Source organism: Micromonospora sp. Mcm103, from assembly GCF_024519755.1.
Taxonomy (GTDB): Bacteria; Actinomycetota; Actinomycetes; order Mycobacteriales; family Micromonosporaceae; genus Micromonospora; species Micromonospora aurantiaca.
The window spans coordinates 311,911-324,691 of the sequence record NZ_JALJRJ010000004.1 but is presented as its reverse complement, the minus strand read 5'-3'; the positions used below and the strand labels follow the sequence as shown (position 1 = coordinate 324,691).

Below are 12,781 nucleotides of genomic sequence, written 5' to 3'. Positions count from 1 at the left end.
TGGCCCGGCCGATATCGGCCGGGCCATCGCCCTTTCTCCGGCGCCGCTCGCGCCGGACCACATCAGGTACGGGTCGGCGCGTGCTCACCCGCCCAGACCCGCATCAGGTCCCGTACCGAGATCACTCCCGCCACCTCCCGGCCGTCGAGCACGACCAGGTGACGGAACCCGCCGCGGGCCATCGCCGCGGCTGCCTCCTCGATCGTCCAGTCCGGGCCGGCGTATACGACGTCCCAGGTCAGGTGTGCCCCGGTGCGCTCGACATCCGGGTCGAGCCCGGCGCCGATCGCCTTCAGCACATCGCGTTCGGTCATGATCCCTACTCCCTCGGAGTCCGGGTCGATCACGACCGCCGACCCGACACCGCGGGCCGACATCATCCGGGCCGCCTGCCGGAGCGTGTGCTCCGGCCCGACCACCAGTACCTCGCTGGACATCGCTTCCCGTACCTGCATCACACATCACCCCTGTGGGACGGCGACTGAGTACGGACATGGTGGGCCATCGATGCGTACCGGGACAAGAACGGGCATCGCCGGAGACGGCCCGGATGGCTACTGTCGGAGGGTGCCCACCGAGCCCCTCCGCTGCGCCGGCGCGCTGATCGTCGATGACGACGGCCGCATCTTCATCCAACGCCGATCCCCCGACCGACGCCTCTTCCCGAACTGCTGGGACATCGTCGGCGGCCACCTCGAACCGGGCGAGGAGATCGACGACGCGCTGCGCCGGGAGGTCACCGAGGAGACCGGCTGGGCCGTGTCGCACGTGCTCGGCCTGGTCGGCGAATACCGGTACACCGCCGACGACGGGCTGACCCGGGTGGAGACCGACTTCCTGATCCGGGTGGACGGCGACCTCAGCCGGCCCCGGCTGGAGGCCGGCAAGCACACCGAGTTCCGCTGGCTGGCGGAGTCGGAGATCGCGCTGCTCGACGAGCACCGGGACGTCAACGACGGGCTGATCCGGCGGATCGCTGAGGACGGCTTCGCCGCGCTGCGCTCGATCGGTCTGACGGGCTGAACCACTGCCGCTCCGCGCCCGGCGATATCCTCGCCGGGTGGAATCGGGTCGAGAAGAGGAGCGTGTCGGCATGATCGGGATGGTGCTCGCCGCGGGAGCGGGGCGCCGGCTGCGGCCGTACACCGACACCCTGCCCAAGGCCCTGGTGCCGGTCGACGGGGAGATCACCATCCTCGACATCGCGCTGCGCAACCTCGCCGAGGTGGGGCTGAACGAGGTCGTGATCGTGGTCGGCTACGCGGCCGACGCGGTCGTCGAGCGCCGGGCCGCGCTGGAGGAGAAGTACGGCGTCACCCTCACCCTGGTCCACAACGACAAGGCCGAGGAGTGGAACAACGCGTACTCGCTCTGGCTGGCGCGGGAGCACTTCTCCCGTGGTGTGCTGCTCGTCAACGGCGACACCGTGCACCCGGTGAGCGTGGAGAAGACGCTGCTGGCCGAGCGCGGCCCGGGCATCCTGCTCGCAGTGGACACGCTCAAGCCGCTGGCCGAGGAGGAGATGAAGACCACCTTCGACGCCGCCGGCCAGCTCACCCGCATCACCAAGCTGATGGACCCGGGCGAGGCGTACGGCGAGTACATCGGCGCGACGCTGATCGAGCCGCAGGTGGCGGTGCCGCTCGCGGACGCGCTGGAGGCGACCTGGCGGCGCGACCCGAACCTCTACTACGAGGACGGCTACCAGGAGTTCGCCGAGCGCGGCGGCGAGGTGCGGGCGGCCCCGATCGGTGACGTCTCCTGGGTCGAGGTCGACAACCACGCCGATCTGGCCCGGGCGCGGGAGATCGCGTGCCGCTACTAGCCCGCAGCGTCCTCACCCCGCTGCACATCGACGTGCGGCGGGGCGCGGTGGCCGACCTGGCGGCGATCCTCTCCGACGGGCGGATCTCCGCCGGTGGCGACGTCGCCGTGGTGGTCGGGCCGGGGCAGGGCGAACGGATCGCCGAACTGATCCGGCCGTCGCTGCGCTCGGCCGACGTGTTCACGGTGGCCGGGGGCACGCTCGACGCCGCCGACGACCTGGGGGCGAAGCTGCGCACCCGGTCGTACGACGCGGTGGTCGGCATCGGCGGCGGTAAGACCATCGACGTGGCCAAGTACGCCGCCACGCGTCGCGGCCTGCCGATGGTCTCGGTGGCGACGAGCCTCGCCAACGACGGCATCGCCTCCCCGGTGGCGAGCCTGATCACCGAGGGCCTGAAGGGGTCCTACGGGGTGCACATCCCGATCGCGGTGATCGTCGACCTGGACTTCGTGGAGGCCGGGCCGGAGCGGCACAACCGGGCCGGCATCGGCGACGTGGTCAGCAACATCAGCGCGCTGGCGGACTGGGAACTGGCCCGGCGGGTCCGCGGTGAGCGGGTCGACGGGCTGGCCGCCTCGCTGTCGCGCGCAGGTGCCGAGGCGGTGCTCAACCACCCGGGTGACATGAACGACGACGGCTTCGTCACCGTGCTCGCCGACGCGCTGATCTCCAGTGGCCTGGCGATGGCGATCGAGGGCACCAGCCGGCCGTGCAGCGGCGGCTGCCACGAGATCATGCACGCGATCGACGCGCTGTTCCCCGGCACCGCCTCGCACGGCGAACTGGCCGGGCTCGGTGCGCTGTTCTGCACGTACCTGCGCGGCGACGAGCGCCGGTTCGCCGAGATGGCGGCCTGCCTGACCCGGCACGGGCTGCCCCGGCTGCCCGCCGAGGTCGAGCTGACCGACGACCAGTTCGTCGAGGCGGTGCAGTTCGCGCCGGCCACCCGGCCGGACCGCTACACCATCCTCGAACACCTCGCGATGTCCGCTACCGAGACGCGGGAGCGGCTGGCAGACTACGCCGGTGCCCTCCGCGACCACATTGGCTGAGCCCCGCCCCACCGTCGCCGACTTCCACCGGGTCAACCGGGGAGGCGGCCTGTTCAGCGAGTCGATCAGCCAGTGGATCGGGGCGGCCTTCGCGCTCGCCGCGCAGCGCCTGGGGTTGCGCCCGACCGCGCTGACGCTGACCAACCTGGTGCTGGGACTGGCCGCCTCGGTCACCGTGGTGGCACTCGCCGACGACGTGGCCGCCGGCACCGTACCGGCCTGGGCGGTCGGGCTGTTCGCGCTCGTCGCGTGGCAGATCGCGTACGCGCTGGACTGCGCCGACGGGCAGCTCGCCCGGGTGACCGGTCAGGGCAGCGCGGCCGGCGCCCGGATCGACGTGCTCTGCGACGTGGCCGCCCAGATCGCGCTCGTCGCCGCGATCGGTGCGACAGCCGTGGCGCAGCGCCCGTCCACGCCGGTCTGGCTGGTGGCCGTGTTCGCCGGCACCTGGATGGTCAACCTGGTGACCTCGGTGATGCAGTCCGGGCCGAACGCGGCGAGCATGGTCACCTCGACCTCGCTCCCGGTGCGCCTGGTGAAGCTGGTCCGCGACTACGGCGCGGTGATCTTCGTGGCCGGCCTGGTGCTGGCCTTCGCGCCCGCGCTGGCGTTCTGGGTGATGGTCGCGTTCACCGTCGTAAACGGCGGATTCCTGCTGGCCAGCATCGTCTTCTCCGCCCGCGCCTCCCTGCGCTGAAGCCTCCTCCCGCCCTCGCCTCACTCCGGCTTCGCCGCCCTCGTCGGCCCCTCCGCCGCCGTCGTGCCCTGCGCTGTCGTGCCCTTCGCTGTCGTGCCCTGCCGCGCGTAGTGCTGCCGTCGTCACGCTCAATGAGAAGGCCGCCCTGTCCGACGCGCCGATGGCGCCTGCGCAGGCGAGTCCGTCGCCGCACCAGACGTCAGTCACTGATAGTGACGTCCCCGCGAGGGTGGGCGGTTCACCTTCGGCGCCTTTGCTCTGCAGCCATATGCGCACCAGGAACTCTCGGTCACTGCCGCGTCGATGGCTGCAGAGCAAAGGCGGCGGAGAGGCAACTACCGGCGGAGTCGGCTCTCAGACATTCGAGCAGCTCAAGCCCATGATCGATGATCGAGGGCGCGGATCGACGAGAAACCGCCCGTCACAGACGGTGACCGGTGCAGGTGCACACCTACCAGTAACGCAAAGTGGTCAGATCGCGTCAGGCGCGGCTCTGCAAGCCGGCGTAGATGTCGATCAGGCGCTTGGTGATCACGTCGGGGTGGAAGGTGCGCTCGTAGCGGGACCGGGCCGGACCGGCGAGCGTCCCCGCCTCGGCGGCGGCCAGCGGCAGCGCGGCGGCCAGCGCGTCCACCTCCGGCGCCACCACCCAGCCGGCCTCGCCGCGCTGCACCCCGGCCGGCAACGCGACAAGCCCGTCGCCCGGCGCCGCGGTGGCCACCTCGGCCGGGCCGGTGCCTGCGGGCTCGCGCGGGCCGTCCGCGCCCACCAGATACGGGATGCCGCCGAGCGCGGTGCCGAGCACCGGCCGCCCCGACGCCAGCGCCTCGATGATCACGGTGGGCAGCACGTCGTGCCAGGTGGAGGTGGCCAGCACCACGGAGCTGTCGGCCAGCACCGCGCGTACCCCGGAGCGGTCGAGCTGGCCCAGGTAGTGCACGTCGGGCCGTTCGGCGGCGGCCGCCTCGGCGAGCGGACGGAGCTCGCCGTCACCGGCGATGCGCAGCGGGCCGAGCGCGCCCACCGGGTGCCGCCGCCACGCCGCGAGCAGCAGGTCCAGGCCCTTCTCCGGGCTGAGCCGCCCCATGAAGAGGAAGCCGTTCCCCGCCGGCGCCGGGGCGCCCGGGTCGGGCACCGCGTTCGGCTTCACCACGATCCGCTCGTCCGGGATGCCGTAGTCGCGCAGATGATCAGCCACAGCCGTGGTGAGCGCGATGTACCGGTCCACCGACTTCCAGGTCGGGCGGTGCACGGCGAGCGTGGTCGCCATCAGCGCGCTCTGCGCCCGCGAGTTGCGGTAACAGCGGTGCACGATCGCCGGCACGCCCAGCGCCCGGCCCCGGCAGTCCTGGCAGATCACGCCGTCGCGGAAGTACAGCCCGGAGGAGCAGACCTGCCGGTAGTTGTGCACCGTCTGCACCACCGGCACCCCGCGCTTGTGCGCGGTCCGCACCACCCAGGGCGAGAGCAGAGGGTACGGGTTGTGCAGGTGCAACACGTCCGGCCGATGCTCGGTCAGCAGGCGGTCGAGGTCGTGCTGGGCCTTCGGTGCCCAGATCGGCGAGATCGGCAGCAGCGCCTTTGCCGGCTTGGACATCGACGGGATCTCGTCCGAGCTGCGCAGGAACGGCAGCACCTCCACGCCGGCGGCGGTGAGCTGGGCGATCTCCGCGTCGACGATGGTGTTCTCGCCGGAGGGCTGGGCTTCCCGGTACCGGTTGTGCGCCACCACGATTCTCACGGGAAAGAAGGCTACCGTTGGACGATGCCCGAACTACCGGAGGTGGAAGCGCTCGCCGGTTACCTGCGCGAGCGTGCGGTGGGCCGCCGCGTCGAGCGGTTCGAGGTCGCCGCGATCAACGCGCTGAAGACGTACGACCCGCCGCCGAGCGCGGTCGCCGCCCGCACCGTCACCGGCGCCGGCCGGTACGGCAAGTTCCTGGACGTCCGGTTCTACGAGGGACTGCACCTGGTGGTCCACCTGGCCCGGGCGGGCTGGCTGCACTACCGGGAGGCGTTCCCGTCGGCGGCCCCGCTGCGGCCCGGCAAGGGGCCGATCGCGGTGCGCGTACGCCTCGACGACGGCTCCGGCTTCGACCTGACCGAGGCCGGCACCCAGAAGAAGCTGGCCGCCTACCTGGTCACCGATCCGGCGCAGGTGCCCGGAGTGGCGAAGCTCGGGCCGGACGCGCTGGAGGCGGATCTCCCGACCTTCGCCGAGCGGCTGCGCAGCCGTAAGGGCCAGGTGAAGGGCGTGCTGACCGACCAGTCGGTGCTGGCCGGCGTCGGTAACGCGTACTCCGACGAGATCCTGCACGCGTCGCGGCTCTCGCCGTTCGCGATCACCGACCGGCTCACCGACGACCAGCTCGCCGGCCTGCACGCGGCGACGCGCACGGTCCTCGGCGACGCCGTACGCCGGTCGATGGGCCAGCGGGCCGCGGAGCTGAAGGGCGAGAAGCGCTCGGGCCTCAAGGTGCACGCCCGGAAGGGGCTGCCGTGTCCGGTCTGCGGCGACACCGTGCGGGAGGTGTCGTTCGCCGATTCGAGCCTGCAGTACTGCCCCACCTGCCAGACCGGCGGCAAGCCCCTGGCTGACCGAAGGTTGTCCAGGCTCGTACGGTGAGTAACCGGATCCGCCGGTTACCGAGCGGAATCGACCGGCGATCGCCTAAGGTCCGGTCCGCCCCTCTACCCGAGCCGTCATCCATCGGTATAGTGGCTCGGTCCCCGGCTTCACAACTGATTCGGAGCCGGCCAGATCTCACCGAGCACCAGCGGAACGGCTTCCTCGCGGGGGCCGGTCCGGGCCGGGCCCGCGTGGGAGACTGGGACGGTGAGCGACCCGGGCCCTCACGGCGAGTGAGGACGCGGGTCATGCGGGAGGACATGGGTTGAGGTGACGACAAGCCTCCAGCGCCCGGTAACCGACAGAGGCCGGAGCAAGAGCGTGCGGCACGTCGACAGCTTTGAGATCCAGCCGCCGACTCCGCCGTCACACAACGGCGTACCGCGGTCGGCGTGGGCCCGCGCCCGCCGCCGGGTGTCCCGGTGGCACCGGCCGTACATCGCCCTCCTGCTGCTGCTGGACTTCGGTGCGGCCGCCCTGGCCAGCTTCCTGGCCGTACAGATCTTCGAGCAGGCCGCCTCCGGCTTCCGCGACGCGCCCGAGGCGTGGTTCTACACAGTGGCGTTCGTGCTCCTGCCGCTCGGCTGGGTGCTCATCCTCTGGGGCAACCGGGCCTACGACCGGCGCTACCTCGGTCTCGGCCCGGACGAGTACAAGCGGGTGATCCGGGCCGGCGTGGCGGTCGCCGCGACGGTCTCCTTCCTCGCCTTCGCCACGAAGACCACCCTGTCCCGGTGGACGGTCGGCTTCGCGCTGCTCGGCGCCCTGCTACTGATCCTGCTCGTCCGCATGATCGCCCGGGCCTGCCTGCACACGCTGCGCCGCCGCGCCGGCCACGCCGGGCACCGGATGGTGCTCGTCGGCACGCTTCCGGAGTGCCTGGAGGTCTACACCACTGTCACCCGGAACCCGTCCGTCGGCCTGGTGCCGGTGGCCATCCACCTCACCGACGGGTACGCCGCCGCGCGCGGCCTGGAGACCCCGGTGCCGGTGTACGCGGGCCGGGACGTCCTGGCCCTGGTACGTGAGGTCGGCGGCGACACCATCGCGGTCTGCGGCTCGGCCAGCGCCGAGCCGGGTGAGCTGCGCCGGCTGGCCTGGCAGCTGGAGGGCTCCGGCGTCGACCTGGTGGTCGCGCCCCAGCTCACCGACATCGCCGGTCCCCGGGTGCACATCCGCCCGATCGAGGGCCTGCCACTGCTGCACGTCGAGGAGCCGACCCTGTCCGGGCCGGCGCTGCTGGCCAAGAACCTGATGGACCGGGTCGCCGCCGGGCTGGGCCTGCTGCTGCTGGTCCCGCTCTTCCTCGCCGTCGCCGTGGCCATCCGGATCTCCGACCCCGGGCCGGTCTTCTTCCGCCAGCCCCGGGTGGGGCACGAGGGGCGGACGTTCCGGGTCTGGAAGTTCCGGACCATGTACGTCGACGCCGAGGAGCGGCTGGCCGGCCTGGTCGACCGCAACGAGACCGACGGCATGCTGTTCAAGATGAAGCAGGACCCCCGGGTCTTCCCGGTGGGCCGCTTCCTGCGCGCCACGTCGCTGGACGAGCTGCCCCAGCTGATCAACGTGCTCTGGGGCGAGATGTCGCTCGTCGGCCCGCGCCCGCTGCCCGCCGACGACGGCGACTTCCTCGGCGACGTCCGCCGCCGGCTGCTGGTCCGGCCGGGCATGACCGGTCTGTGGCAGGTCTCCGGCCGTTCCGACCTGTCCTGGGACGAGGCGGTCCGGCTCGACCTCTACTACGTCGACAACTGGTCGCTGGCGTACGACCTCAGCATCCTGTGGCGGACCGTCGGCGTGGTGCTGGCCCGCAAGGGCGCGTACTAGCGCTACCGGGCCGCCACCCGGCAGGATCGCTGCGTGGGTGGCAACCTCTCCGCCGTCTTCGCCGTCGTCTCGCTGGTCACCGCGTTGGCCGCGGCGCTCTGGGCGGTGCTGCGGCTGCGCGGCCGGCGGGGCATCGCCACCGCCACTCAGCGGGCCACGTACGAGGTGCTGCACACCGCGGGGCTCGCCGCCGAGCCGCTGCGCGCCGGCCTGACCGCGGCGGACGCGGCGAAGGCCGTACGCCATCTGCGGGCCCTCGTCGGCGCGGCCGGCCTGGCGCTGACGGACCGGGACGCGTTGCTCGCCATCGACGGGCAGGGCGCGCATCACGGCGACCAACTGGTCGCGGCGGCCCGGCGGGCGGCCGACAGCGGGCGCTCGACGGTGCTGGGCGAGTCGGAGCTGCGCTGCGACCTGGTCGACTGTCCGGTACGCGGCGCGGTGGTGGCGCCGCTGCGCGCGGACGGGCGGGTGGTCGGGGCGCTGGTGGCGGTGGCCGACGAGCGCCCGGCCCCGGGTCTGGTGCAGGCGACGCTGGAGACCGCGCACTGGGCGGGTGACCAGCTCGCGCTGGCCGAGCTGGAGTCGTCGCGGGAGCGGCTGGCGCGGGCCGAGGTACGCGCGCTGCGCGCCCAGATCAGCCCGCACTTCATCTACAACGCGCTGACCGCGATCGGCTCGTTCGTGCGCACCGACCCGGAGCGGGCGCGGGAGCTGATCCTGGAGTTCGCCGAGTTCACCCGCTACTCGTTCCGGGCGCACGGCGAGTTCACCACGCTCGCCGAGGAGCTGCGCTCGATCGACCGCTACCTGACCATCGAGCGGGCGCGCTTCGGCGAGCGGCTCCAGGTACGCCTGCAGATCGCACCGGAGGTGCTACCGGTGACGTTGCCGTTCCTCTGCCTCCAGCCGCTCGTGGAGAACGCGGTCCGCCACGGGTTGTCCCGCAAGCCGGGCACCGGCATGGTGAGCATCGAGGCCCGGGACGCGGGCGCGGAGTGTCACATCACGGTGGAGGACGACGGGGTGGGGATGGATCCGACGACGCTTACCGCCGGCATCGCCGAGGTGTCGGGCGCGACCGGCGACCCGGCCGACGACCCGGGGCAGCACGTCGGCCTCTCGAACGTCGACGAACGGCTCCGGTCGGTCTTCGGGGACGGGTTCGGCCTGGTCGTGGAGACCGGCCTGGGTTCGGGTACGAAGGTCAGCATGCGCGTACCGAAGTTCCACCCCGGCGTCCGGGCGTCGTCGTGACCGTCACCGGCACCGGATTCCTCCGGGTGCTGGCGGTGGACGACGAGCCGCCCGCGCTCGACGAGCTGGCGTACCACCTGCGCGCCGATCCCCGGGTGGCCCGGCTGCACACTGCCGGGGACGCGACCGAGGCGCTGCGGGTGCTGCGCGACGACGACGTGGACGTGGTGTTCCTCGACATCCGGATGCCGGGGCTGGACGGCATGGAGCTGGCCCGGGTGCTGCGCCGGTTCGCCCGTCCGCCGGCGATCGTGTTTGTCACCGCGTACGACGACGGCGCGGTGGACGCGTTCGACCTGGGCGCCACCGACTACGTGCGCAAGCCGGTACGCGCCGAGCGGCTGGCCGAGTCGCTGCGAAGGGTGATCGGCTCCCGGGTGGTGCCGTCGCATCCGGCCGCGCTGGCCCGGGCGGAGGAGGATCCGACCATTCCGATCGAGCTGGCCGGCACCACCCGGATGCTGCCTCGCTCGGCGGTGCGGTGGGTGGAGGCGCAGGGCGACTACGCGCGGCTGCACACGGCGGAGGGGTCGCACCTGGTCCGGGTCTCGCTGGCGACGCTGGCCGAGCGCTGGGCCGACGCCGGGTTCGTCCGGATCCACCGCTCGTATCTGGTGCAGCTGCGGCTCATCGCCGAGCTGCGGCTGGTCAACTCCGGCTACGTGGTGGTGATCGACGGATCCGAGCTGCCGGTGAGCCGCCGGCACACCCGGGAGCTGAAGGACAAGCTGGTGCGTGCCGCGAAGCAGGACTGGAGTCGCTGAGGGGCGGGGTGCCGTCGGCGCGGTGGTCGGCTTGTCGCTGCCGCGCGCTGGCGTACAATGTACGGCAGACCGTACGACAGGGTGGGGGACCGCATGTCCGACGACCGCTTCGACGCCGCTACCGAATTCGACAGCCAGCTCGACCGCCTCGTGCAGCTCGGCTACCCGGCACTGGCCGGGCAGACCGAGGAGGAGTTCCGGACGCTGCTCACCCCGCTGCGCGACGCGGCGGTCACCGGTGCCGCCGGCTTGGCCGGGCCCACCGACGCGCGGGTGCCGTTCCTGCTGGTGACAACGCGGGAACTGGTGCCGGTGCCGGAACGGATCGCGCTCACCACGCTGGCGGGCAAGCGCAAGACCGGCGTCCTCGACCGCAACTTCCCCGCCGACGACCTGCCCACCTTCCACCCGATAAAGGAGCTCGAGGTGCCCGCCGGGCCCGCGTACCTGCTGTTCGACGTGGACCGGGGCGAGGAGTACCGCAACGTGCCGCCGTCGGCCGCGCTGGAGGACATGACCGCGAAGGACCGGCTGCCGATCACCATCGACGAAGGTCTGGCGTTCGTCACACTGCACCCGCAGGCGCTGGCGAGCAACAGGTGCTTCTCGCTCGTCGGGTCGCGCTGCGGCGACCGGCGGGTGCCCGCGCTGTGGATCAGCCAAGGTGCCCCGAAGCTCGGCTGGTGCTGGTTCGGCAACCCGCACACCTGGCTCGGCTCGGCGACCGCCAACCCGGTACGGGTGGGGCTGGACTGAGCGGTGGCCGGGGCGGGCCGACACGGTCCCGCCCCGGCACGGTCAGGAGGAAGCCAGCAGGATCCGCGTCCAGACCTGCCCGTCACGCGTGAGGACCAGATGGTCCGCCTCCCCGTCCCGGCCGTCGTCCCGGCCGAACAGCCACGCGTACCCCGGCGCGACACTCACCGAGGCGACCGGCATGCCGCCCGCCCGGGCCACGGCGAGACTCCGGCCGTCGTCGCGGCTGACCCGCACCTCCGCGACCCGGTGGTCGCCCGCACCGGTCTGGGTGACTGCCAGCAGGGATCCGTCCGATCCCACTGTCAGATCCCAGTGCGTCACCTCCGGCAGCCCGGTCACCGTGGTGGACCAGGTCGTCCCGCCGTCCTGGGTCCGCTCCAGCGTCACCGCGCCGTCCGCGTCCGCGACGATCTGGTAGCCCACCCGCCGGTCCACGCCGGCCAGCGCCAGAACCGTCCTCCCCGCGGCCGGCGTCCAGGTGTTCCAGGTCGCTCCCCGGTCGGCGCTACGGGCCCCGACCGTGGTCCCGTTGATCCCGTACGTGGTCCAGATGCTGCCGTCCGACGCGGGGTAGACGCCGGCGAGCGGCAGCGGCGACGGCGGCTGCCCGCTGAGCCGGTAGACGTCCCCCGTCGACGGGTCGACCGCGAGTGGCTCGGTCACCGCCGGCGACGCCAGTCCGCGCGGGACGGGCCGGGCGGCGGGCGGGAAGGCCCCCACGGCGGTGATCGCCTGCTCGGCGTCCCGCCAGGTGCGGCCGTAGTCGGTGGAGAGGCGACGCACCCCGTCGTCGTCGACCAGGTAGGTGCGGTCGCTCAGGACGGCGTACTCCAGGCTCTTCCCGCTGCGGGCCGGACCGGGCTCGCAGTCGGCGGCCCGGTAGCGCGCATCGTCCCAGTCGGTCCAGGTCCGGCCCCCGTCGACGGTCCGGGCGAAGCGCAACACGCATGTCGCGACACGGACGTCCACGCCGGAGGCCGGGCCGGTCAACGTGAAGTCGCCGGCCCTGCCCGGCAGGGTCGGCCCGGGCGGATCCGCCGATCCGAACTGTGCGGACCGGCTCGCCAGCGGCGTGGCGACCAGGGCCGCCAGCACCACCAGGGCGGTAGCGCCCAGGGCACCGGACCGACGCCGGCGGAAGTGGGCCACGGACCGCAGCTCGCCGAGCGGCGGCTGCCGGACGGCGGCGGCGATCGTGTCGACGTCGAAACCGGAGAGCCTACGATCGGACATCGATCCTCCCGTTGCTGGGGCTGCCGTTGGCGTCGGAGTCGGTGAGCAGCACCGCGAGGGCCTGCCGTCCACGGGAGAGCCGGGACTTCACGGTGCCGGCGGAGACGCCGAGGGTGGCCGCGATCTCCTCCACCGGCAGGTCGACCAGGTAGTGCAGAGCGAGCGCGGTTCGCTGCCCCTCGGGCAGTTCCCGCATCGCGGCCAGCAGGGCCAGGTGTTCCGGCGCCCGGTCGGCGACGGCGGGCGGAGGACCGATCCGGAGCAGCAGCCGGTCGAGGACCCGCCGACGCCGGTGCCGGCTGCGGGCGACGTTCACCGCGACCCGCCGCAGCCACGCCTCCGGGTTCTCCAGCCGGGCGAACCGCCCGGGCGCTACCAGCGCCTTGGTGAACGCCTCCTGGACCGCCTCCTGGGCCTCGCTCAGGTCACCGGTCACCGCGTAGAGCTGGACCACCAGCCGGCGGAAGGACCCCGCGTAGAGCTCCGCGATGAGATCACCGTCGGGCACCGTCACCCCCTCTCCCCACCTGTTCACTCACGGGACGGCGGGAAGGTTCCGGGGGATCGTTCAGAAGATCTCGCCGACCGGCAGGACGAGCGTCCACAACGACTCCACGCCATCCACCGGGTTATCCACAGCCGTGAAGCGTTATCCACAGGTTGTGCACAGGGCTCGGAACCGTGCTCTTGACATTCCCGCTGAGCGGGCGAGACTGCCGGAGGTGACCGGAGCCG

Annotated in this window: 13 protein-coding genes; 9 read left to right on the top strand and 4 right to left on the bottom strand. The window is 72.6% G+C overall.

All coding sequences use genetic code 11. From position 1 onward, the window contains the following. Positions 1-62: 62 nt before the first annotated feature. Complete coding sequence (locus OC439_RS08745; RefSeq protein WP_135242510.1) at positions 63-455, bottom strand: cyclic nucleotide-binding/CBS domain-containing protein; 393 nt, start codon at positions 453-455, stop codon at positions 63-65. 112 nt (positions 456-567) lie between these two features. On the opposite strand from OC439_RS08745, the gene OC439_RS08740 reads away from it, so the two are divergent. The 4 genes from OC439_RS08740 to OC439_RS08725 all read left to right on the top strand — a co-directional run bounded on the left by OC439_RS08740 (position 568) and on the right by OC439_RS08725 (position 3,577). Further along, positions 568-1,023, top strand: a complete 456-nt coding sequence (locus tag OC439_RS08740; RefSeq protein WP_262012989.1) for an NUDIX domain-containing protein — start codon at positions 568-570, stop codon at positions 1,021-1,023. Positions 1,024-1,093: 70 nt separating this feature from the next. Continuing rightward, complete coding sequence (locus OC439_RS08735) at positions 1,094-1,825, top strand: phosphocholine cytidylyltransferase family protein (protein ID WP_262013030.1); 732 nt, start codon at positions 1,094-1,096, stop codon at positions 1,823-1,825. Next, complete coding sequence (locus OC439_RS08730) at positions 1,813-2,880, top strand: iron-containing alcohol dehydrogenase family protein (protein WP_030499402.1); 1,068 nt, start codon at positions 1,813-1,815, stop codon at positions 2,878-2,880. The genes OC439_RS08735 and OC439_RS08730 overlap by 13 nt, the downstream gene beginning before the upstream one ends. Continuing rightward, positions 2,855-3,577, top strand: coding sequence for a CDP-alcohol phosphatidyltransferase family protein (locus OC439_RS08725; RefSeq protein WP_262012988.1), 723 nt, complete (start codon positions 2,855-2,857; stop codon positions 3,575-3,577). The genes OC439_RS08730 and OC439_RS08725 overlap by 26 nt, the downstream gene beginning before the upstream one ends. 481 nt (positions 3,578-4,058) lie before the next feature. Here the strand turns inward: OC439_RS08725 and OC439_RS08720 are convergent, their stop codons facing one another. Next, positions 4,059-5,318: a glycosyltransferase gene (locus OC439_RS08720; RefSeq protein ID WP_262012987.1), complete on the bottom strand. Its 1,260-nt coding sequence runs from the start codon at positions 5,316-5,318 to the stop codon at positions 4,059-4,061. A gap of 24 nt (positions 5,319-5,342) precedes the next feature. Here OC439_RS08720 and OC439_RS08715 point away from each other — a divergent pair, with 24 nt between their 5' ends. The 5 genes from OC439_RS08715 to OC439_RS08695 all read left to right on the top strand — a co-directional run bounded on the left by OC439_RS08715 (position 5,343) and on the right by OC439_RS08695 (position 10,810). After that, on the top strand, positions 5,343-6,203 hold the full coding sequence (locus tag OC439_RS08715) for an Fpg/Nei family DNA glycosylase (protein ID WP_262012986.1): 861 nt from the start codon (positions 5,343-5,345) through the stop codon (positions 6,201-6,203). A gap of 324 nt (positions 6,204-6,527) precedes the next feature. Continuing rightward, a complete protein-coding gene (locus tag OC439_RS08710) occupies positions 6,528-8,033 on the top strand; it encodes a sugar transferase (RefSeq protein WP_262012985.1) in 1,506 nt (501 codons plus the stop codon). Positions 8,034-8,066: 33 nt separating this feature from the next. Further along, a complete protein-coding gene (locus OC439_RS08705; RefSeq protein WP_262012984.1) occupies positions 8,067-9,290 on the top strand; it encodes a histidine kinase in 1,224 nt (407 codons plus the stop codon). Continuing rightward, on the top strand, positions 9,287-10,054 hold the full coding sequence (locus tag OC439_RS08700; RefSeq protein ID WP_013289288.1) for a LytR/AlgR family response regulator transcription factor: 768 nt from the start codon (positions 9,287-9,289) through the stop codon (positions 10,052-10,054). The genes OC439_RS08705 and OC439_RS08700 overlap by 4 nt, the downstream gene beginning before the upstream one ends. Before the next feature lie 93 nt (positions 10,055-10,147). Beyond that, a complete protein-coding gene (locus tag OC439_RS08695) occupies positions 10,148-10,810 on the top strand; it encodes a DUF5701 family protein (protein ID WP_262012983.1) in 663 nt (220 codons plus the stop codon). 42 nt (positions 10,811-10,852) lie between these two features. Here OC439_RS08695 and OC439_RS08690 read toward each other — a convergent pair whose 3' ends face one another. After that, positions 10,853-12,046 carry a WD40/YVTN/BNR-like repeat-containing protein gene (locus tag OC439_RS08690; protein ID WP_262012982.1) on the bottom strand — a complete coding sequence of 398 codons (1,194 nt, stop codon included), beginning with the start codon at positions 12,044-12,046 and terminating at the stop codon, positions 10,853-10,855. Continuing rightward, positions 12,033-12,560, bottom strand: a complete 528-nt coding sequence (locus tag OC439_RS08685; protein WP_262012981.1) for an RNA polymerase sigma factor — start codon at positions 12,558-12,560, stop codon at positions 12,033-12,035. Before OC439_RS08685 ends, OC439_RS08690 begins: the two co-directional genes overlap by 14 nt. Between the last annotated feature and the right edge of the window lie 221 nt (positions 12,561-12,781).